Annotated in this window: 21 protein-coding genes; 10 read left to right on the forward strand and 11 right to left on the reverse strand. The window is 71.1% G+C overall.

The window, feature by feature from the left end; translation table 11 throughout:
- The first annotated feature begins 70 nt into the window (after positions 1-70).
- The gene (locus tag VPH61_RS09900) at positions 71-280 is read left to right on the forward strand and encodes a hypothetical protein (protein ID WP_332063326.1); all 210 of its coding nucleotides are present in this window, start codon (positions 71-73) and stop codon (positions 278-280) included.
- Between the two features lie 9 nt (positions 281-289).
- Positions 290-466 carry a hypothetical protein gene (locus VPH61_RS09905; protein WP_332063327.1) on the forward strand — a complete coding sequence of 59 codons (177 nt, stop codon included), beginning with the start codon at positions 290-292 and terminating at the stop codon, positions 464-466.
- On the opposite strand, the gene VPH61_RS09910 is transcribed toward VPH61_RS09905, so the two are convergent.
- The 3 genes from VPH61_RS09910 to VPH61_RS09920 are packed head-to-tail and all read right to left on the reverse strand — an operon-like array spanning position 459 to position 3,156.
- Entirely contained in the window at positions 459-1,202 is a 744-nt protein-coding gene (locus tag VPH61_RS09910; RefSeq protein ID WP_332063328.1) for a DNA-processing protein DprA, read from the reverse strand. The two genes, VPH61_RS09905 and VPH61_RS09910, sit on opposite strands and share 8 nt — an antisense overlap.
- Positions 1,203-1,249: 47 nt before the next feature.
- The gene (locus tag VPH61_RS09915) at positions 1,250-2,800 is read right to left on the reverse strand and encodes a YifB family Mg chelatase-like AAA ATPase (RefSeq protein ID WP_332063329.1); all 1,551 of its coding nucleotides are present in this window, start codon (positions 2,798-2,800) and stop codon (positions 1,250-1,252) included.
- Entirely contained in the window at positions 2,800-3,156 is a 357-nt protein-coding gene (locus VPH61_RS09920) for a YraN family protein (RefSeq protein ID WP_332063330.1), read from the reverse strand. Before VPH61_RS09920 ends, VPH61_RS09915 begins: the two co-directional genes overlap by 1 nt.
- Positions 3,157-3,317: 161 nt before the next feature.
- Between VPH61_RS09920 and VPH61_RS09925 the strand changes: the two genes are divergently transcribed.
- Entirely contained in the window at positions 3,318-3,608 is a 291-nt protein-coding gene (locus VPH61_RS09925; RefSeq protein ID WP_332063331.1) for a DUF1905 domain-containing protein, read from the forward strand.
- A gap of 35 nt (positions 3,609-3,643) precedes the next feature.
- On the opposite strand, the gene VPH61_RS09930 is transcribed toward VPH61_RS09925, so the two are convergent.
- From VPH61_RS09930 to VPH61_RS09950, 5 genes are all read right to left on the reverse strand, one after another.
- Positions 3,644-3,967 (reverse strand): DUF2469 family protein, encoded by a 324-nt coding sequence (locus VPH61_RS09930; RefSeq protein WP_022891843.1) that lies wholly within the window; start codon positions 3,965-3,967, stop codon positions 3,644-3,646.
- Positions 3,968-3,972: 5 nt separating this feature from the next.
- Complete coding sequence (locus VPH61_RS09935) at positions 3,973-4,653, reverse strand: ribonuclease HII (protein WP_332063332.1); 681 nt, start codon at positions 4,651-4,653, stop codon at positions 3,973-3,975.
- Position 4,654: 1 nt separating this feature from the next.
- On the reverse strand, positions 4,655-5,413 hold the full coding sequence (gene lepB / locus VPH61_RS09940; protein ID WP_332063333.1) for a signal peptidase I: 759 nt from the start codon (positions 5,411-5,413) through the stop codon (positions 4,655-4,657).
- Between the two features lie 81 nt (positions 5,414-5,494).
- On the reverse strand, positions 5,495-5,842 hold the full coding sequence (gene rplS, locus VPH61_RS09945; protein WP_056009567.1) for a 50S ribosomal protein L19: 348 nt from the start codon (positions 5,840-5,842) through the stop codon (positions 5,495-5,497).
- Positions 5,843-6,047: 205 nt separating this feature from the next.
- Positions 6,048-6,575: a hypothetical protein gene (locus tag VPH61_RS09950; RefSeq protein ID WP_332063334.1), complete on the reverse strand. Its 528-nt coding sequence runs from the start codon at positions 6,573-6,575 to the stop codon at positions 6,048-6,050.
- Positions 6,576-6,648: 73 nt separating this feature from the next.
- On the opposite strand from VPH61_RS09950, the gene map reads away from it, so the two are divergent.
- Complete coding sequence (gene map, locus VPH61_RS09955; protein ID WP_332063335.1) at positions 6,649-7,416, forward strand: type I methionyl aminopeptidase; 768 nt, start codon at positions 6,649-6,651, stop codon at positions 7,414-7,416.
- 23 nt (positions 7,417-7,439) lie between these two features.
- Here the strand turns inward: map and nirD are convergent, their stop codons facing one another.
- Complete coding sequence (nirD, locus tag VPH61_RS09960) at positions 7,440-7,790, reverse strand: nitrite reductase small subunit NirD (RefSeq protein ID WP_332063336.1); 351 nt, start codon at positions 7,788-7,790, stop codon at positions 7,440-7,442.
- Positions 7,791-8,022: 232 nt separating this feature from the next.
- Between nirD and nirB the strand changes: the two genes are divergently transcribed.
- The 6 genes from nirB (at position 8,023) to VPH61_RS09990 (ending at position 17,870) form a co-directional block, all read left to right on the forward strand.
- Entirely contained in the window at positions 8,023-10,635 is a 2,613-nt protein-coding gene (nirB, locus tag VPH61_RS09965; RefSeq protein ID WP_332063337.1) for a nitrite reductase large subunit NirB, read from the forward strand.
- The gene (gene cobA, locus VPH61_RS09970; protein WP_332063338.1) at positions 10,632-11,432 is read left to right on the forward strand and encodes a uroporphyrinogen-III C-methyltransferase; all 801 of its coding nucleotides are present in this window, start codon (positions 10,632-10,634) and stop codon (positions 11,430-11,432) included. The genes nirB and cobA overlap by 4 nt, the downstream gene beginning before the upstream one ends.
- Positions 11,429-12,559, forward strand: a complete 1,131-nt coding sequence (locus VPH61_RS09975) for a uroporphyrinogen-III synthase (protein WP_332063339.1) — start codon at positions 11,429-11,431, stop codon at positions 12,557-12,559. The genes cobA and VPH61_RS09975 overlap by 4 nt, the downstream gene beginning before the upstream one ends.
- 137 nt (positions 12,560-12,696) lie before the next feature.
- On the forward strand, positions 12,697-14,097 hold the full coding sequence (locus VPH61_RS09980; RefSeq protein ID WP_332063340.1) for an MFS transporter: 1,401 nt from the start codon (positions 12,697-12,699) through the stop codon (positions 14,095-14,097).
- Positions 14,098-14,109: 12 nt separating this feature from the next.
- Complete coding sequence (locus tag VPH61_RS09985; protein WP_332063341.1) at positions 14,110-16,263, forward strand: molybdopterin oxidoreductase family protein; 2,154 nt, start codon at positions 14,110-14,112, stop codon at positions 16,261-16,263.
- The gene (locus tag VPH61_RS09990) at positions 16,260-17,870 is read left to right on the forward strand and encodes an FAD-dependent oxidoreductase (protein ID WP_332063342.1); all 1,611 of its coding nucleotides are present in this window, start codon (positions 16,260-16,262) and stop codon (positions 17,868-17,870) included. The genes VPH61_RS09985 and VPH61_RS09990 overlap by 4 nt, the downstream gene beginning before the upstream one ends.
- A gap of 35 nt (positions 17,871-17,905) precedes the next feature.
- Here the strand turns inward: VPH61_RS09990 and mobA are convergent, their stop codons facing one another.
- Positions 17,906-18,619: a molybdenum cofactor guanylyltransferase gene (gene mobA / locus VPH61_RS09995; RefSeq protein WP_332063343.1), complete on the reverse strand. Its 714-nt coding sequence runs from the start codon at positions 18,617-18,619 to the stop codon at positions 17,906-17,908.
- Complete coding sequence (locus VPH61_RS10000; RefSeq protein WP_332063344.1) at positions 18,616-19,404, reverse strand: sirohydrochlorin chelatase; 789 nt, start codon at positions 19,402-19,404, stop codon at positions 18,616-18,618. The genes mobA and VPH61_RS10000 overlap by 4 nt, the downstream gene beginning before the upstream one ends.
- Positions 19,405-19,408: the final 4 nt, after the last annotated feature.

Genomic DNA, 19,408 nt, shown 5'->3' on the forward strand with positions numbered 1-19,408 from the left:
CACTACGAGAGTCGACGTTCGCGAGTCGACTCACGCGGCTCGAGTCGGTGGGTCACGCGAGGATGCCCTCATGCAGACCACACCCTCGCCGCTCGTCGAGGTAGCCGTCCGGTTCACCACCGAGGCGGGCCGCTCGCTCGTCCTCACGGTCGACCCGACCAACTTCCGCGTAGATGTCCGCTCGGGCGACCTCGCCGACATCTCCTCCCCAGCACGGGAGGCCATCGTCGTCGGCGTCCAACGCGCCATCGCGCTCGAGCGCGACCCACGCACGCCGTAGCCTCGAGGCATGAGCAACGAGGTCGACGTCGATGGCTTCCCTCCCGCACCAACGTGCTCGACGTGCGGCGCCGTGCTCGAGCCTGAGCCGATAGCCTCCGCCATCCGGGTCGTCGTCGCGTACGCGTGCCCGGTGCACGGCGTCGACTCCGTCCTCGACCCGTTCGGCGACTCACCTGTCACATAGATCGACGAATCTGCTGCAGGAACCTCCATTTCGTGGGCGCGGCGCCGCAGGGCAGTTCGGAGATGACCGCCCCGGTGTCGACGATCCGCGAGAGCAGCGTCTCGTGGCCCATCGGGTAGAAGCGGTCGACTCCCCCGGCGAGGAAGGCGACCGTGGTGCCGTGGCTCGCGAGTGCTGAGCGGTGCGCCATGCCGTCGATGCCGTAGGCCCCACCGCTCACGATCGTGAATCCGCGATCGACGAGCCCGGCGGATGCCTCCATCGTGACGTGCTCGCCGTAGCCGGTCGCGGCGCGGGCGCCGACGAGAGAGATCGAGGCGGACGAACCGTCGAGCGCGTGCTCGCGCCCCCGAACCCACAACCCGAGCGGCGCGTGGATGCCGAGCTCGTCGACCCCGAGAGGCCAGGATGCGTCGGTCGGGACGATGAGGCGGGCCCTGACCCGAGCCGCCTGCTCGAGCGACCTGGCGAAGGCGCCGAGTTCGAGCCTCGGTGACCAGCGTTCGAGGCCCGACCTCGCCTCCCGTTCGTCGACCGAGCCGCCCGCGCGCGAGAGCGCGTCGACGAAGGCGAACGGAGTCACGGACTCGAGGATGAGCGAGGCCGCTCCGACCGCACCGATCGCGTCGATCGCGCGGCCGAGGAGGCCGTCGCCCGGTTCGGCGACCGAGCCGAGCAGCGCGCGGGCGAAGATCTCGTCGAGAGCCGGGTCGTCGGCGATCGGTGCGGATCGCACTGCGGAGAGCGCGGCGCGAAATCCGGCCGCTTCACGATGGAGGGTGTTCACAGTGGGAGTCCCTTTCTGAGGAAGAGTGCACGGCCGACGTGGTCGAGGCGGGGAACCGCTGCGCCGTCGAGGTCGGCGAGGGTCCACGCGACCTTCAGGATCCGGTCGTAGCCGCGCATCGTCACGCCGCCGAGTTCGAGCGCACGGTCGAGGTCGGCGGTCGCGCGTCCTCCGGGGTGGAGCCCGCCCGCACCGCGCAGCCACGGGCCCGGCATCTGGGCATTGGTACGCCACGGGGTCTCGCGCAGCCGGTGAGCCGCGCGACCCCGGGCCTCGACGACCCGGTCGCGCGCGATCGCGGTGGAGATGCCGGGGCGTTCGGCCGCGACCCGAAGGCCCGCCGCGGTGATGCGCGGCACCTTGAGCTGCACGTCGATGCGGTCGAGGAGGGGCCCCGAGATGCGCGCCAGGTAGCGTCGCCGGGCGTTCGGCGGACAGGTGCACTCCGCGGCCTTCGACCCGTGATTGCCGCACGGGCAGGGGTTCGCAGCCAGCACGAGTTGGAATCGCGCCGGGAAGGAGGCGACGGCGTTCGCCCGGTGGATCGCGATCGACCCGGATTCGAGCGGCTGACGCAGCACGTCGAGCACCGCCGACGGGAACTCGGGCGCCTCGTCGAGGAACAGCACGCCGTGCGAGGCGCGCGCCGCGGCACCGGGTCGGATGAGCCGACTGCCGCCGCCGACCATCGCCGCCGCCGTGGCCGTATGGTGCGGCGCCTCGAACGGCGGGCGGAGCGAGAGACCCGCGACCGGAGGTCGACCTGACAGCGAACGGAGCGACGCGACCTCGAGGGCCTCATCGGGCTCAAGATCGGGAAGGATGCCCGGCAGACGGGATGCGAGCATCGTCTTGCCGGCGCCGGGCGGACCGAGCAGGAAGACGTGGTGGCCACCCGCCGCGGCCGCGAGCAGCGCCTCGACGGCGTCGTCGTTGCCCGAGACGTCGGCCAGATCTCCATGCGGCTCCTCCATCGCTCCGGTGGGATCGGCCCGTTCGGGCGCCGGCACCGCCTCGAAGACCCGTTCGTCGTACACGCCCCCGTGATGCGTCGCGGCGTCGAGCAGCGAGGCCACGCGAATCACGTTCACGCCGGGCACGAGGCCGGCCTCGTCACCGTTGGCGGCGGGCACCATGACGGTGTCGTAGCCGGCACGCACGGCGGCGAGCACGGCCGGGAGGATTCCGTCGATCGGCCGGAGCCTGCCGTCGAGCCCGAGTTCGCCGAGATGCACGACCCGCTCGACCGATTCCGCCGAGATCTCGCCCGCCGCCGCGAGGCAGGCGACGGCGATCGCCAAGTCGAAGCCCGAACCGTGCTTCGGCAGGGCCGCCGGCGAGAGGTTCACGGTCAGCCGCCGTTGCGGAAGCGGGCAACCGGCATTCACCGCAGCGGCGCGAACGCGATCGCGCGCCTCGCCAAGGGCGGCGTCGGGCAGGCCGATGATGACGAACGCCGGCAGCTGCGAGGACAGGTCGGCCTCGACCTCGACGACCGAACCGGTCAGGCCGAGGAGGGCGACGGACCGCGTGCGCGCGACGGGCATCAGTCGAGGCCCTCGAGGTGCTCGATGAGCGCAGGCGCCTCGGTGGGCGCGAGCACCGCGACGGCGTCGATGCGGATGCGGGACACCGCGGCATCCGTCGCCTCGCACCAGGCGATCGCGAGGCGCCGCATGCGTGCCAACTTTAGCGGCGTGATGGCCTCGAACGGGTGCCCGTAGTCGCCGGAGGTGCGCGTCTTGACCTCGACGAACACCGTGTCGCGGCCGTCACGGGCGACGATGTCGATCTCGCCGATGCGGCACCGCCAGTTACGCTCGAGCACCTGCATGCCCCGCGCCTCGAGATGCTCGACCGCGAGTTGTTCGCCGCGACGGCCGAGCTCTGCATTGTGCGACATCCGCACCACCTCCGCGTCCAGCGTCGCGGGCGGGGCCCCGTCGTCGGGGCGGCGACTGCGCCGACGTGGAGAACTCCGGATGATCGCAGGTGGGGAGACCGAGTGGGGGTGGTCCGGGAGATGATGGCCAGAGCCCGACGTGTCCGTCGAAGGAGATCGAGATGCCGTTCGAACCAGTACCGCTCGACCACGAATTCACCGCGCTGATCGGCGTCGACGTCAAGGGCGAGCTCTGGGCCTGCGTCGAGATGCCCGGCTCGGCCGAGTTCTTCGGTACCGGCAAAGCCGTCAGGGTCGACGCCACCGTCGACGGCGTGCCGCTGCGCAATGTCGGCCTGATGGCCACCGGCACCGGTGGTCACATGCTCTCGCTGAACGCGAAGCTGCGCGGGCAGCTCGGCAAGGACCTCGGCGACACCGTGACGGTGCACCTCGAACGCCGCCTCAGCTGAGCCAGCCTCGGCCGAGCCTCGATCAGGGCAGTCGACTACTCGTCGAGCGCGAGCTCTTTCGGCAACTCGAACTCGCGCGTGGCGAGCTCTTCGACGTTGACGTCTTTGAAGGTGAGCACGCGCACCGACTTCACGAACCGGTCGGCACGATAGACGTCCCACACCCAGACGTCTTTCATCGTCAGCTCGAAGTAGAAATCGTGCTCGGTGTCTCGGCGCACGAGTTCGACCTCGTTCGCGAGGTAGAACCGTCGCTCGGTCTCGACCACGTACTTGAACTGCGACACGATGTCGCGGTACTCCCGATACAGGGCCAGCTCGACCTCGCGGTCGTAGTCTTCGAACTCGTCCTCATCCATCGCACTCATCCTACGCTGAGGTCGAAGAGCGTCGGCGCGGGTTGCGACTGCTCGTGCAGCCACGTCGCGCGGTGGAGCTCGCTCGGGCCGTGTTCGGCGATCGCGGCGAAATGCGCCCGACTCGAATAGCCCTTGTTCTCATCCCAGGAGTACAGCGGGCGCTCGTCGTGCGCGCGGCGCATGAAGCGGTCGCGGTGCACCTTCGCGATGACGGATGCCGCGGCCACGGACGCGCAGTCGCGGTCGGCCTTGATGCGCGTGACGACACGCGCTCGCCGCTCGATCGACGCGCTCAACCAGTCGTGGTTGCCGTCGAGGAGGAGCGGCACGTCGGCGATGAGCTCGTTGGCCGCCGAGAGCTCGGCGAACGCCCGGGCGCCGGCGAGGCCGAGGCAGGCCATGATGCCGAGCTCGTCGATCTCGGCTGCGCTCGCCTCGCCGACGGCGGAGGCCCGTACCCAGGCAGCGGCACGAGGAGCCATCGCCTCGCGGCGCGGTTCGCTGAGGAGCTTCGAGTCGCGGAGGCCCGCCGGCATGCGTCGCACGCCGGAGTCGATGAGCACGAGTCCGATCGTGACGGGGCCCGCGAGCGCGCCGCGGCCCACCTCGTCGCACGCGAGCATCATGGGCGACTCTGCGAAGAACTCTCGTTCGACCCGGAGGGTCGGCACGGCAGCGGGCGTCATGTCAGTCGCCCGCCTCTTCGCCCGCCTCGTCGACCCCGTCGAAGACCTCGGGGTAGTTGCCGAGCCACGCCCAGTGGTCGACGGGCCAGCTCACGACGAATGCCCGGCCCACGACGTTCTCGATCGGCACGAAGCCCTCGAGCGGCGTCTCGCCGTTGTAGCGCGAGTCCTTCGAATTGTTGCGGTTGTCGCCCATGACCCAGAGCGAGTCGTCGGGCACGACCACGTCGAAGTCGTCTCTCGAGGCCTTCGTCTCACCCGGCGGCAGAGCGATGTATGGCTCGTCGAGCGGCACGTCGTTGACGCTCATCTGGCCGAGTGCGTTGCAGCACACCACGTGGTCGCCGGGAAGGCCGATGAGGCGCTTGACGAGATGGTCGTTGGAATCGGGGGCCGCGAGGCCCACGAAGGCGAGGAACCAGTCGACGGCGGCCACGAGCGGCGGCTGATCGACCTCGACGCGAGCAGGCAGCCATCCGCCGGGGTCGCGGAACACGACGACGTCGCCGCGCTCGAGCGGCGTGACATCGGGAACCAGCTGATTCACGATGATGCGATCGTCTTTCACGAGCGTCTCCTCCATCGACTGCGATGGGATGAAGAACGACCTGATGAGGAACGTCTTGATGAGGAACGAGACCAGCACGGCCACCACGAAGATGACGAGCAGGTCTCGGAGGAACAGCAGAACGCCGCGTCGTCTGTTCGGCGTCGCCGAATCCGCGCGATCCGTTCGCGTGCCTGTGTCTTCTTCTGTCATTTAACCGCCCGAGCTCCCCACCCAGTCTAGGGGTGGGGAGCTCGGGGAAGAGTTCGCGTGGAACGCGATCCGCGGAGCGGATCAGGCGTCGCGCTTCTCCTTGATCTTCGCCTTCTTGCCGCGGAGCTTGCGCAGGTAGTACAGCTTCGCGCGACGCACGTCACCGCGGGTGACGACCTCGATGTGGTCGATCACGGGCGAGTGCACCGGGAACTTGCGCTCGACGCCGACCTGGAAGCTGACCTTGCGGACCGTGAAGGTCTCGCGCACGCCTTCGCCCTGGCGGCCGATGACGACGCCCTGGAAGACCTGGATGCGCGCGCGTGTGCCTTCGATGATGTTGACGTGCACCTTGACGGTGTCGCCGGGGCGGAAGTCGGGGACATCCGACCTCAGGCTCGCGGCATCGACGTGGTCGAGGATATGCATGTTGGTTCGCTCTCTGCGCCCGCAACCGGTCGAACGCGGATCATTGGATGGAAGTTCTGGTGCCGCCTCGCGCGACGAATCGTGCGTGCGTGCTCCCCGGAGGCAGAGACCTGCGGCGGCACAATCCTCTATTCTGCCATGCCAGAGGGCAACTGACCAAAAGGCCGCAGCGGATGCCCCGCCCGCGCGCCTCCTCGAAGGCCGCTCAGTCCTCGCGGGACTCGTGGATGACGATCACGTCGTCGCTGCCGTCGTCGAACGGCGGTCGACGCACGCCCGGTGTCGCGGCGCCCGGCGCCCCGCCCGTCGAAGCACCCGGCTGTTCACCCGCGAGCCGCTCGAACTCCGCCATCGAGGCCTTCATGCGGTTGGCGCCGTCGGTCACGAGCTGCCACACGGCGACCCAGAACGCGGCGATGCCGAGCAGGATCGCGAGCACCCCGAAGCCCGTGGCCGTGGCGCCGTAGAACCCGGTGCCGATGATCGAGAGCTGCCAGGCGGAGAGCACGCCGACGTCGATCCACGACAGCGCGCGCTCGTGACGCACGGTCGGCCGCACGTTCGTCAGCAGGGCGACGATGCCGAGCACGACGAAGGCGATGGGCACGACGAGCACGAGGCCGAGCGTGCCCCAGCCGCCCCCGCCGAAGATCGCCCAGCCGACCGCGAGCCAGATCGGCAGCACGACGACCGCGATCATCTGCCATCTGTACAGGGCGCGCCGGAGAAGCATGGATTTAGCGTAATCCGACACGGCTGCGCGCGCGCCGGGTGTTCACTCAGGGCGGAGCCGACAGAATGGACTCGTGATTGAACTTCGGACCCCTGCAGAGATCGAGGAGATGCGGCCCGCCGGCCGCTTCGTGGCGAGCGTGCTGGAGGCCACGTCGGCCGCGGCCGCGGTGGGCGTGAACCTGCTCGAACTCGACGCGCTCGCGCACGAGATGATCCGCAAGGCGGGCGCGGAGAGCTGCTACATCGACTACCACCCCTCGTTCGGCGCGAGCCCGTTCGGCAAGGTCATCTGCACCTCGGTCAACGACGCAGTGCTGCACGGCCTCCCCCACGACTACACGCTGCGCGACGGCGACCTGCTGAGTCTCGACTTCGCGGCGTCGGTGAACGGCTGGGTCGCCGACTCGGCGATCTCCCTCGTCGTCGGCACGCCGCGGGGCGACGACCTGCGCCTCATCGACACGACCGCGCGCGCGCTCGACGCCGGCATCGCCGCCGCTCGCGTCGGCAACCGCATCGGCGACATCTCACGGGCGATCGCGGATGTCGCGAAGGCCGAGGGCTACTCGATCAACACCGATTTCGGCGGTCACGGTGTCGGGCGCACGATGCACGGCGACCCGCACATCCCGAACAACGGACGACCCGGCCGCGGGCTGCCGCTGAAGCCGGGACTCGTCGTCGCGATCGAACCGTGGTTCCTCGAGACGACCGATCGCATCTTCACCGACCCCGATGGCTGGACCCTGCGCAGCGCCGACGGCTCCCGCGGTTCGCACTCCGAGCACACGATCGCGATCACCGACGGCGACCCGATCGTGCTCACGCAGCGCTCCTGAGCGCTGAGCGCCGGTAGGCGAGCTCAGCGCTCGAGCTCGACCTCGATCATGCCGCCCACGATGCGCGTTCGATAGGTGCGCAGCGCCAGCGCGCTGTCAGTGAAGCACTCGCCCGTGCCGAGGTCGTAGACCTCCTTGTGCAGGGGTGATGCGATCGTCGGCCGATCGCCTCGCGAGCCGACGATGCCCCTGGCCATCACGGGCGCGCCCGTGTGCGGGTCGTGGTGGTCCACGGCGTACACCTCTTCCTCGTCGAGGCGGAGCAGGGCGACCTGCGCACGCCCGAGCAGCGCGACCTCGCCCCAGCCGGGCTCGAGCTCGGCGACCTCGCACGTCGGCACCCAGGTCGTGGTGGTCTCCATCGTCAGCGACATGCCGGCTCCTCTCGTGTGCTCCCGACGCTAGGTTCCGGGTGTTTCCTCCGCGGCATCCGCATGTTTCGCCGACGTGAAACCGTGCTCACACGGTTCGTCGCCGCACGTGCGCCGGAGGACCGCTTCGGTTACCGCCCCGAAACAGGGCGGAAACCGGCCGGTCGTACGCTCGCCCCATTCGAAGTCCGGAGGCGGCCCATGTGCTCGCCCCATTCGAGCCCGGGAGGCAGCCATGACCGAGAGCACCCCAGAGCATGACGGCGTGCGAGACGTCGTCGTCATCGGCGGCGGGCCCGCGGCGCACCGACTCGCCGACAGTCTGCACGCACGCGACACCGAACGCACTCTGCGCGTCACGGTCGTCGGCGAAGAGCTGCACGACCCGTACGACCGCGTCGCACTCAGCACCAGGCTCGCGGATGGCGCGGCCGACCTGACCCTGCAGCCGTCGTCGATGTGGGACGACGACCACATCAGGCTCGTCACCGGCGAACGCGTCGTCGCGATCGACCGCGAGGCGCAGACGGCCACGACGTCGAGCGGGCGTGCCCTGCACTTCGACGAACTCGTCTTCGCCACCGGGTCGAGCGCACCGGTGCCCGAGCTGCCGGGTCGCGACCACGCCCGCGTCTACCGAACGATCGACGACGTCGACGCCCTCGTGGCCGAGACTCGTGAGCTCGCGGAGCGTCACGGCCGCCCCGCGCAGGTCGTGGTCGCCGGCGGCGGCCTCCTCGGCCTCGAGGCGGCTGGCGGCCTCGCGAAGCTCGGCGCGCACGCCGCCGTCGTGCACTCGGGCGGCTGGCTCATGTCGGCGCAGCTCGACGAGGGCGCCGGGCGCGCACTCGGCCGCATCATCTCGGGCCAGGGCATCGGCCTCCACCTCGGCACCCGCCCCGCCGCCGTGCTGACCGAGGGCGACGTCGTCGTGGGGGTCGAGCTGACCAACGGGCGCCGCATCGACGCCGACCTCGTGGTGTTCGCGATCGGCATCGCCCCTCGCGACGAGCTCGCGCGCGACCTCGGACTCGAGCTCGGCCCGCGCGGCGGCATCGCGATCAGCACCGCGTGCGCGGCATCCGCTGCCGGGATCTGGGCGATCGGCGAGGTCGCGAGCTTCGAGGGGCGCTGCACCGGGCTCGTCGCCCCTGCCAACGCGATGGCGGAGGTCGTCGCCGACCGGCTGCTCGGCGGCGCGGCGGAGTTCACGAGCGTCGACGACGCGACGAAGCTGAAGCTCTCGGGCGTCGATGTCGCGAGCTTCGGCGACGCGCTCGCGCGCACCGAGCAGGCGCTCGAGATCGTCTACGCCGATCCGGCTCAAGGGCTCTACCAGAAGCTCGTCATGACCGACGACGCGAAGACGCTGCTCGGCGGCATCTTCGTCGGCGACGCCTCGCCCTACGCGTCGCTCCGGCCCCTGCTCGGCACGCAGCTCTCGAGCGAGCCCGCCGCGTACCTCTCGGCGTCGGGCATGGAGGCGCCGGCGGGCGACGAGCTGCCGGCCGCCGCCCTCGTCTGCGCATGCAACAACGTGAGCGCGGGCACCATCCGCGACGCGGTCTCGGGCGCACACGCCGATCATGCAGAAGGATGCACCGAGCTCGGCGCCCTGAAGACCTGCACCCGTGCCGGCACGCAGTGCGGCTCGTGCGTGCCGCTCGTGAAGAAGCTGCTCGAGTCGGAGCTCACGAAATCGGGCATCACGCCCTCGCGGGCCCTGTGCGAGCACTTCGAACTCTCGCGTCAGGAGCTCTTCGAGTCGATCCGCGTGCTCGAGCTGACCTCGTTCGACGAGATCATCGCACGGCTCGGCACCGGTCGCGGCTGCGACGTCTGCAAGCCGGTCGTCGGCTCGATCCTCGCCACGCAGCACGGCTCGTACATCCTCGACGGCGGCCGCGGTGGCCTGCAGGACACGAACGACCGGGCGATGGCGAACATGCAGAAGGACGGCACCTACTCGGTGGTCCCCCGCATCCCGGCCGGCGAGATCACCCCGCAGAAGCTCGCCGTGATCGCGCAGGTGGCGACCGACTTCGGCCTCTACACGAAGATCACGGGCGGCCAGCGCATCGACCTCTTCGGCGCCAGGCTCGATCAGCTGCCCGAGATCTGGAAGCAGCTCGTCGACGCGGGATTCGAATCCGGGCAGGCGTACGGCAAGGCCCTGCGCAACGTGAAGAGCTGCGTCGGCTCCACCTGGTGCCGTTTCGGCGTACAGGACTCCGTGTCGATGGCGGTGCGGCTGGAGCTGCGGTACCGCGGACTCCGCTCGCCGCACAAGCTGAAGTTCGGCGTCTCGGGGTGCGCGCGCGAGTGCGCCGAGGCGAGGGCGAAGGATGTCGGCGTGATCGCGACCGACCAGGGCTGGAACATGTACGTCGGCGGCAACGGCGGCTTCCAGCCCGCCCACGCGCAGCTGCTGGCCAGCGACCTCGACGACGAGACGCTGCTTCGCTACATCGATCGCTACATCATGTACTACATCCGCACAGCCGACCGGCTGCAGCGAACGGCCCGCTGGATCGAGGACGTCGAGGGCGGACTCGATCACGTGCGCGACGTCGTCGTGAACGACTCCCTCGGTCTCGCCGACGAACTCGAGCAGGCGATGGCCGCGCACGTCGACACCTACGAGGACGAGTGGGCGGCCACCCTCGCCGATCCCGAGCGACTCCGGCGCTTCCGCTCGTTCGTGAACGCCCCGAACGAGCCGGCACTCCCGATCGCGCGCGTGCCGGAACGCGATCAGTTCCGGCCGGCGACCGCCGAGGAGCAGGAGCGCGGCGAGGCCGTGCTCGTCTCGGGACCGAGCATCCCGGTGCGCGGAGCGGACGCATGACCGGCCGCGAGAACGGCCGCGCAACGGGCCGTGTGACCCTCGTCGGCGGCGGACCGGGCCGGGAGGACCTGCTGACGCTCGCCGGTGCCCGCGCGCTCGCCGTCGCCGACGTCGTGCTCTTCGACCGGCTCGCCCCGCACGAGCGGTTGCACGAGCTCGCGCCCGGTGCCGAGCTCGTCGATGTCGGCAAGCGGCCGGGCCACCACGCCGTGCCGCAGCACGAGATCGAGGCGCTCCTGGTCGAACACGCGCTCGCGGGGCGGCATGTCGTGCGCCTGAAGGGCGGCGACCCCTACGTGCTGGGCCGAGGCAGCGAGGAAGTGCTCGCCTGCCACGCAGCCGGCGTGCCCGTCGAGGTGATCCCCGGCGTCACGAGCGCCGTCGCCGTTCCCGGCGCCGCGGGCATCCCGCTCACGCACCGGGGCATCAGCCACCTGTTCACGGTGGTCTCCGGCCACGCGCCGCTCACCGAGACCGAACTGGAACACCTGGCAGGCCTCGGTGGCACGATCGTGGTGCTCATGGGCGTGAACTCGCTGCCCTCGCTGACGGCGGGCCTCGCCCGGTACGGCATGCCGGCGCAGATGCCCGTCGCGATCATCGAGCGCGGCTTCCGGGCCGACCAGCGCACGACGATCGGCGACCTGGCCGACATCGTCGTCTCCGCCGGGCGAGCCCGCGTCGCCTCCCCCGCGGTCGTCGTCGTCGGCGAGGTCGTGCGTCTGGCTCACGACGGCGACGCGAGCGCCGCCGAGCTCATGCAACGGGCCGCCGGATTCGCGGCGGTCCCGGCATGACCGACGTCATCGAGCTCGCCCCCGGCTTCCGGCCTGACCAGCTCGAGGGCTTCCGCATCGGCGTCACGAGTGATCGACGCTCGGGCGACCTCATCGACGCGCTCGTTCGCCGCGGTGCGCAGGTGCAGCATGCTCCGACGCTCCGCATGGCGAACGCCCTCAGCGACGACCCCGTCATCGCCGACACGCGCACGGTGATCGAGGCGCGGCCCGACGTGCTGCTCGCCACGACCGCCTACGGGGTGCGCCGCTGGTTCGAGGTCGCGGATGCCGCGGGGCTCGGCGATGCGCTCGTCGAAGCGCTCTCCGAGACGGCAATTCTCGTGCGCGGGCCGAAGGCGCGCGGAGGCATCCGTGCCGCCGGACTGAACGACGTCGGCATGAGTGCGGAGGAAACGACCGAGTCACTCATCGACGAGGTGCTCGCGACGCGGCCGGCGGGGCTCACGGTCGCCGTGCAGCTGCACGGGTTCCTGAACCCGTCGCAGCTCGACCGACTGCGCGACGCCCACGACCGTGTGCTGACCGTCGAGCCGTACCGATGGATCGAACCCGACGAGAGCGACGAACGGGTCGATCGCCTCATCGAGTCCGCCTGCACCGGCGGGCTCGACTGCATCACCTTCACGAGCGCACCCGCCGTGCACGCCCTCTTCGCCGCCGCAGAGGTGCGCGGCAGGCTCGAGGACCTGATCGACGCAATGTGCGGCCCGGTCGTCGCCGCGGCGGTCGGCCCGGTCACGGCGGCGCCGCTCATCGCCGCGGGCATCGAGCCGATCCAGCCCGAGCGGTTCCGCATGGGCGCGCTCATCAGGCTCGTCTGCGAGCACCTCGAGTCAGAGCGTGTGCTGCGACTCGACACCCGCCACGGCCCGCTCGAGCTCCGCGGCTCCGTCGTCGACGTCGACGAGCGCCGCGTGGCGCTCGCCCCCGTCGCGCTCATGATCCTGCGAGCGCTCGTGCTCGCGCGAGGCTCCGTCGTCGCACGCGACCGGCTCACCGCGGCATTGCCCGGCACCGACGACGAGCACGCCCTCGAAGTCGCCCTCAGTCGCCTCCGCCAGACGCTCGGAGTGCGCGGCCTCATCGCGACCGTCGTGAAGCGGGGGTACCGCATCGACGTGTGAGCACCGCCTCACATCGGCCACCGTCCCCGGTGAGCAGGTGGAGACGCAAGGTTTACGACCCGACCGATCCGCAGAAACACGACGTCAATAGCTTCGAAGTCGAAGGATCCACTCGTGATCGAACCCCGGAGGCACCGATGAGCCAGACCGTGAGCACCGCTCCCCCCGCGACATCCGCAGCACCTGAGACGACGGCCGCAGCACCCGAACTGAGCATGCGCCCCGGGCGCTGGATCGATGGTTGGGACGCCGAGAACACCGAGCAGTGGGAGTCGCAGGGCAAGGCGATCGCGCGGCGGAACCTGAACTGGTCGATCTTCGCCGAGTTCCTCGGGTTCGTCGTCTGGCAGCTCTGGTCGATCGTCGCCGTCATGCTCCCGAAGGCGGGCTTCGAACTGACCACGAGCGAGATCTTCTGGCTCATCTCGATTCCGAGCCTCGTCGGCGCGACCCTGCGGATTCCCTACTCGTTCCTCGTGCCGAAGTTCGGCGGACGCAACTGGACCATCATCTCGGCCGGGCTGCTGCTCGCACCGGTCATCGCGATGGTCGTCTGCGTCGGCAACCCCGAGACGCCGTTCCCGGTGCTCCTCGGCGCGGCAGCGCTCGCAGGCTTCGGCGGCGGCAACTTCGCCAGCTCCATGTCGAACATCACCTTCTTCTACCCGCAGCGCGAGAAGGGCTGGGCCCTCGGACTGAACGCAGCGGGCGGCAACCTCGGCGCTGCCGTCGCCCAGTTCGTCGTGCCGATCGCGGTCACGATCGGCGCCGCTGCGACGCTCAACCTGCCGGTCGCCGGCTGGATCTGGATCCCGTTCATCCTCGTCGCGATGTTCGGCGCCGCGCGGTACATGGACAACCTCTCCAACGCGAAGGCGGACTTCAGCGGCTCGGCGGCCGCCCTCAAGGAACCGCACCTCTGGCTGCTCTCCCTGCTCTACATCGGCACCTTCGGCTCGTTCATCGGCTTCGCCAGCGTCTTCCCGAAGCTCATCGCCGACCAGTTCCCGGAGTTCTCGGGAATCGCCGTCGGCGGAGCCTCGGTCTCCCTCGCGTTCCTGGGTGCCCTCGTCGGCTCGCTCGCCCGCCCCTACGGCGGTCGACTCTCCGACCGGTTCGGCGGGGCGCGCATCACGATGCTCGCCTTCGCGTCGATGGCCCTCATCACGGTCGCCGTGCTCGTCACCCTGCCGCTCGGCAACTTCTGGCTCTTCCTCGGCCTCTTCCTGCTGCTGTTCACCTCGGCGGGCATCGGCAACGGTTCGACGTACCGCATGGTGCCCGTGGTGTTCGCGGTGCGCGGCGGCGGAACGGGCGACGTCTCGACCCAGCGCAAGGCCGCGGCCGCGCTCGGCCTCATCTCGGCCATCGGCGCCTACGGCGGCTTCCTCATCCCGCAGGCGCTGAACCTCTCGTACCAGTCGACCGGCGGCTACGGCGCCGCGTTCGCCGGCTTCATCGCGGCATACGTGCTGCTGCTCGTGCTGACCTGGGCCGTGTACGTGCGGTCGGGCAAGCTCAGCGCCCACAAGATCTGAATCGAGACCAGCTTGAGCCGTTCCGCCGACACCCACTGCCCGTACTGCGCACTGCAGTGCGCGATGACCCTCACCCCGACGGCACTCCCCGAGCCCGTCGAAGGGGCGGGCGCAGACAGCGCAATCGCAGCGGATGCCGCGACCGCGCCGGTGACCGTCGCGGGCCGCGACTTCCCGACCAACCGGGGAGGGCTCTGCAAGAAGGGCTGGACGTCGGCGGAACTCCTCCGGGCACCATCCCGCCTCGGCGCCCCGCTCGTGCGGGGCGCCGACGGCGCGTTCCACGAGACGAGCTGGGATGACGCGCTCGACCACGTCGCGGCGTCGCTCCGCGGCATCCGCTCGGTGCACGGCGCCGACGCCGTAGGAGTCTTCGGCGGCGGCGGCCTCACGAACGAGAAGGCGTACCTCCTCGGCAAGTTCGCCCGGCTCGCGCTCGGCACGAGCCGCATCGACTACAACGGCCGATATTGCATGTCGTCGGCGGCGGCCGCGTCCAACCGCGCCTTCGGCGTCGATCGCGGCCTGCCGTTCCCGCTCGACGACCTCGACGGCGCCGACACCGTGCTGCTGCTCGGCACGAACGTCGCCGAGACCATGCCCCCCTTCATCGGACACCTGGCCGGCGCCCAGTCCGCGGGCGGCCTCGTCGTCGTCGACCCGCGCCGCACGGCGACGGCCCGGCTCACCGACGACGGCAAGGGCCTGCACCTGCAGCCGATGCCCGGCACCGACCTCGCTCTGCTGCTCGGGCTCATCCACATCGTCATCGCCGAGCGGCTCGTCGACCTCGACTACGTCACGGCGCGCACCGTCGGGTACGACGCGATCCGCCGCAGCGTGGCAGCGTGGTGGCCCGAACGCGTGCAGTCGACGACGGGGGTGCCCGCCCTGACGCTGCGCCGTCTCGCGCGGCGACTCGCCTCGGGCGGCAACGTGTACATCCTGACCGGCCGCGGCGTCGAACAGCACGTCGACGGCACCGACACGGCGACCGCGGCGATCAACCTGGCGCTCCTCCTCGGCCTGCCCGGTCGCGTCGGCAGCGGCTACGGCACGCTCACCGGGCAGGGCAACGGGCAGGGCGGCCGCGAGCACGGGCAGAAATGCGACCAGCTGCCGGGATATCGCAAGATCACCGACCCCGAGGCCCGGGCCCACGTCGCGCGCGTGTGGGGCGTGTCGCCGAGCGACATCCCCGGACCCGGCGTTCCGGCGGTCGAGCTCCTGCAGTCTCTGGGCCGGCCGGGCGGCGTCCGTGCGCTCCTCGTGCACGGGTCGAACCTCGTCGTCTCATCTCCGAACGTCGCGAACGTGCGCGAGCGCATCGCCGCCCTCGACCTCCTCGTCGTCTGCGATTTCTTCCTCTCCGAGACGGCCGCGCTCGCCGACGTCGTGCTGCCGGTCACGCAGTGGGCCGAGGAGGAGGGCACGATGACCTCGCTCGAAGGCCGAGTCATCCGTCGCCGCCGTGCGATCACCGCGCCCGACGGCGTGCGCGACGAACTCTGGATCCTCGCGGAGCTCGCCCGGCGCCTCGAGTGCACCGCGACGTTCGACACCGAGCCCGAACTCGTCTTCGAGGAACTGCGCCGCGCCTCCGAGGGCGGCATCGCCGACTACTCGGGCATCGACTACGCCATGCTCGACCGGGGCGAGGCCGCGTACTGGCCCTACCCGCGCGGCGGTGCCGGCACCCCGCGTCTCTTCGCCGATCGCTTCGCCCACCCCGACGGGCTCGCACGACTCGTCTCGGTCTCGGTGCGGTCGGCAGCCCATCCGGCACCGCAGCCCGGTGAACTCACGCTCGTGACGGGCCGGTTGCTCGAGCACTACCAGAGCGGCGCGCAGACCCGTCGGGTGCCCGAGCTCGCGGGCGCCCAGCCCGAGGCACGGGCTGCGATGCATCCGTCGACCGCCGAGCGCCTCGGGGTCTCCGACGGCGAGCTCGTCGAGCTCTCGAATTCCCGGGGAACCGTACGCTGCCGTGCACGGCTGACGACCGACATCCGTCCCGACGCCGTCTTCCTGCCGTTCCACTACGGCGAGGAGCAGGCGGCGAACCTGTTGACCGCCGATGCCGTCGACCCCGTCTCGGCGATGCCCGAGTTCAAGACCAACCTCGTGCGACTCGCACGCCTCATCGAGATCGAGGTGCCGGCATGAGCCAGCTCAGGATCGTGCTCATCGGCTACGGCCCCGTCGGCGCACGGTTCGTCGACCAATTGCTGCCGGGTGTCGAGAACGGCTCCATCGCGCTCACCGTCGTCGCGGGTGAGGGCGTCGAGGCGTACAACCGGGTGCTCGTCGCCGAGTACGCCGTCGGCAACACCGAGCTCGATGCCATGCTCGTGGGCGATCGCGCGACCGCGGAGGCGGCCGGCGCGCGTGTGCTGCTCGGCGTCGCCGCGACCTCGATCGACCGAGCGGCTCATGTCGTGCACCTCGACTCGGGCGAGGAGCTGGTCTACGACCGCCTCGTGCTCGCGACCGGGTCACGAGCGAACGTGCCGACCCTCGACGGGGTCGAACGGCACCGCCGCGACGCCGACTCGCTCCGGAAGTACGCCGCGCAGCTCGTCGCGCGCGACGACGAACTGCCCGCGGGCATCACCGCCCTCCGCGACCTCGCGGATGCCGAACGCGTGCTCGCCGCGGTGCGGGCGCGCAAGCGCATCATCGTGCTCGGCGCCGGCGTGCTCGGCCTCGAACTCGCGCTCGCCGCCGCCCACGCCGGCGCGCAGGTCTGCGTCGTGCACCACGGCCCGCACCCGATGCCGCGCAACCTCGACCGTGGCGGAGGCCTCGTGCTGCGCGCGGCCCTGCGCCGGTCGGGCGTCACGGTGGTCGCCCACAGCCGCGCAGAGGCCGTGGCGTTCCGCACCGACGTGGACGGCAGCCGCCGCTTCGACATGGTCGTCACCGCCGACGGCAAGCAGTTGCGCGGCGACCTGCTCGTGCTCTCGTGCGGGGTGAGCCCCCGGAACGAGCTCGCGACGCTCGCGGGCCTCCGCACGGCCGTCGGCGTCGTCGTCGGAACCGGGCTCGCGAGCTGGAGCGATCCCGACGTGTACGCGATCGGCGATTGCGCCCAGGTCGTCGAGCGCACCGAGGAGCTCGCCGGGCAGCGCGTGCTCCCGGGTGCTCCCTCCGGGCTGATCGGGCCGGGCTGGCGACAGGCGGAATGGCTCGCGGCGCAGTTCCTGGCGTCGACGACGAGCGGCGGCCCGGCGGATGCCGCGGCGCCCGCCGAACGCGACGCGATCGTGATGCTGAAGGCCGAGCACATCGACGTCGTCGCCGTGGGCGACGTCTCGGCGGATCCGTGGGACGACGACTCCCTGCACCCGAGGCGGCGGGTCTCGCAGTGGGCCGACCCCGAGCACCTCCGCTACGTGAAGATGGTCACCGAGGACGGCGCGCTCACGGGCTTCGTGAGCGTCGGGATGCCGCGCACCGCCGCCGAGCTCACCCTGCTGTTCGAGCGAAGGGGCGAGCTGCCGGCCGATCGATCGGTGCTGCTGCGCTTCGACGGCCCCGACTACGACCCGAGCACCGACGCCGACGCGTTCGCCCCGGGTTCGACCGTCTGCTGGTGCAACGGCGTCACGGTGGGCCGCATCGAGGAGGCCGCCGTGTGCGGCGCCACGACGGTCGAGGGCGTGGGTCGCGAGACCCGCGCCGGCACCGGGTGCGGCGGGTGCAAGGGGCGCATCGCCGAGATCCTCGCCCGTGCGGCCGAGACCGACGAGACGCCGAGCGTCACCGCCTGAGGGCGGTGGCGAGCTCGCTCGCCCGACGCTCGACGTCAGGCGACGCGGACACGGCGCACCTCCCCCATCGGCAGCACGATGCCATGCCGGGCGGCGTCGGCCGGAGTGTCGACGTCCGCGCACCAGCTCCTGCGGAGCGCGACCCCGCGCAATCGCAGGCGCGCGAGCACCGCGCCCATCGACGCACCGCCCTTGCCACCGGCCGTCGACGGGGTGCCCGTCGCCGCGAGCACCTCGGCGACGGCGCCGCGAAGCGCCGCCGTGCGGTAGACCGCGAGCAGTGGCTGAGAGAAGCCGTCGGGGTCGACCCCGACCACGCCGTCGATCGTGTGGACGGCACGGGCGAGCAGGTGGTCCACAGCAGGCCCCGCCCCCACCAGATCGCCCGCGAGCACCACCGTGAAGCGCTGCGGACGGTCGGCGAGCCCTTCGAGTCCCGCCGCGATCGCCGTGACCGGGCCGCTCCACGGTGGATCTTCAGCGGCGACGCGGATGCGCCGCTCGGCGAGCACCCACCGGGGCGCCTGCGCACTCGAGACGTAGGCGACCGCGCGAGCGCCGCCCACGGCGGTGACGGCGCGCGCGGCAAGGCTCGTGCCGTCGATCGTGAGCGCCGTCTTGTCGATGCCGCCCAGCCGTGAGCTGCGGCCCCCGGCCAGGACGATCGCATCGTACGCACCACGATCGGGTGCCGTGGCCGCCGCGTCGTCGTACGCGCCGATGCCGGGCACCGCTGCCGCCGCGGTCATGCCCGTTCCAGTCGAGCCGCACCGACGTCGGCGTAGCGGTCGAGCACGAGCTCGACGAGCTGGTAGGGCGCCGCCTCGTCGGGAAGGAGCAGTGGCGCTGCAACCGCGTCGGCGCCCGCGGACGCCGCGGTGTCGTAGAAGGTGCCGGGCGCAAGCAGATAGCTGCCGACGATGACCCGCACCCCGGGGTGCACCTCGCGGATCATCTCGATGGCGTCGGGCAGCCGCGGGATCGCCGCGGCGATGAACCCGACGGTCACCGACCGGCCGAGGTGATGTCCGAGTCGGCGTGCCGTCTCGAAGCACTCTCGAACTGCGCGTGGATCGTTGGAACCGGCCGCCGCGAGCACCACGGCGTCGGTGTCGGCGAGCCGGAGCCGTCCCAGCCGCTCGGCCAGCACCTCGACGATGCGATCGTCGGGGCCGAGTTCGGCCGCGAGGCGCGTTCCGGTGGCCCAACCGGCGCCTGAGCCGGAGGCGGAGCCGCGCCGATCGAGCCCGAGCGAGAGTCCGGTGCGCACATGGAACCCCGCCGAGAGCACGAGCGGCACGATGACCGCCCCGGTGCCGTCGTCGGGGCCGAGCGCTGCTGCGACATCCGACCGGCTGGCGTCGACGAAGCTGATGGAGACGTCGAGGTCGGGGCGCGCGGAGGCGACGCCGTCGACGAGCCGGATCACGGCCTCGCGATTCGCGCTCGACGGCGCACCGTGCGTGACGGCGACGAGCCGGAGCGGGGCCTCGACGTGTTCGGTCGCCGCACCGGTGACTCTCGACCCGACCATCTGC

This window comes from Agromyces sp. CCNWLW203, from assembly GCF_036576125.1.
In the GTDB taxonomy this organism is placed as follows: Bacteria; Actinomycetota; Actinomycetes; order Actinomycetales; family Microbacteriaceae; genus Agromyces.

What these genes read in the sequence shown, in the direction of transcription:
- VPH61_RS09900 (WP_332063326.1), top strand. Translation starts at nt 71, where the DNA reads ATGCAGACCACACCCTCGCCGCTCGTCGAGGTAGCCGTCCGGTTCACC.
- VPH61_RS09905 (WP_332063327.1), top strand. Translation starts at nt 290, where the DNA reads ATGAGCAACGAGGTCGACGTCGATGGCTTCCCTCCCGCACCAACGTGC.
- VPH61_RS09915 (WP_332063329.1), bottom strand. Translation starts at nt 2,800, where the DNA reads ATGCCCGTCGCGCGCACGCGGTCCGTCGCCCTCCTCGGCCTGACCGGT.
- VPH61_RS09920 (WP_332063330.1), bottom strand. Translation starts at nt 3,156, where the DNA reads ATGTCGCACAATGCAGAGCTCGGCCGTCGCGGCGAACAACTCGCGGTC.
- VPH61_RS09925 (WP_332063331.1), top strand. Translation starts at nt 3,318, where the DNA reads ATGCCGTTCGAACCAGTACCGCTCGACCACGAATTCACCGCGCTGATC.
- VPH61_RS09930 (WP_022891843.1), bottom strand. Translation starts at nt 3,967, where the DNA reads ATGGATGAGGACGAGTTCGAAGACTACGACCGCGAGGTCGAGCTGGCC.
- VPH61_RS09935 (WP_332063332.1), bottom strand. Translation starts at nt 4,653, where the DNA reads ATGACGCCCGCTGCCGTGCCGACCCTCCGGGTCGAACGAGAGTTCTTC.
- lepB (WP_332063333.1), bottom strand. Translation starts at nt 5,413, where the DNA reads ATGACAGAAGAAGACACAGGCACGCGAACGGATCGCGCGGATTCGGCG.
- rplS (WP_056009567.1), bottom strand. Translation starts at nt 5,842, where the DNA reads ATGCATATCCTCGACCACGTCGATGCCGCGAGCCTGAGGTCGGATGTC.
- VPH61_RS09950 (WP_332063334.1), bottom strand. Translation starts at nt 6,575, where the DNA reads ATGCTTCTCCGGCGCGCCCTGTACAGATGGCAGATGATCGCGGTCGTC.
- nirD (WP_332063336.1), bottom strand. Translation starts at nt 7,790, where the DNA reads ATGTCGCTGACGATGGAGACCACCACGACCTGGGTGCCGACGTGCGAG.
- nirB (WP_332063337.1), top strand. Translation starts at nt 8,023, where the DNA reads ATGACCGAGAGCACCCCAGAGCATGACGGCGTGCGAGACGTCGTCGTC.
- cobA (WP_332063338.1), top strand. Translation starts at nt 10,632, where the DNA reads ATGACCGGCCGCGAGAACGGCCGCGCAACGGGCCGTGTGACCCTCGTC.
- VPH61_RS09975 (WP_332063339.1), top strand. Translation starts at nt 11,429, where the DNA reads ATGACCGACGTCATCGAGCTCGCCCCCGGCTTCCGGCCTGACCAGCTC.
- VPH61_RS09980 (WP_332063340.1), top strand. Translation starts at nt 12,697, where the DNA reads ATGAGCCAGACCGTGAGCACCGCTCCCCCCGCGACATCCGCAGCACCT.
- VPH61_RS09990 (WP_332063342.1), top strand. Translation starts at nt 16,260, where the DNA reads ATGAGCCAGCTCAGGATCGTGCTCATCGGCTACGGCCCCGTCGGCGCA.
- mobA (WP_332063343.1), bottom strand. Translation starts at nt 18,619, where the DNA reads ATGACCGCGGCGGCAGCGGTGCCCGGCATCGGCGCGTACGACGACGCG.
- VPH61_RS10000 (WP_332063344.1), bottom strand. Translation starts at nt 19,404, where the DNA reads ATGGTCGGGTCGAGAGTCACCGGTGCGGCGACCGAACACGTCGAGGCC.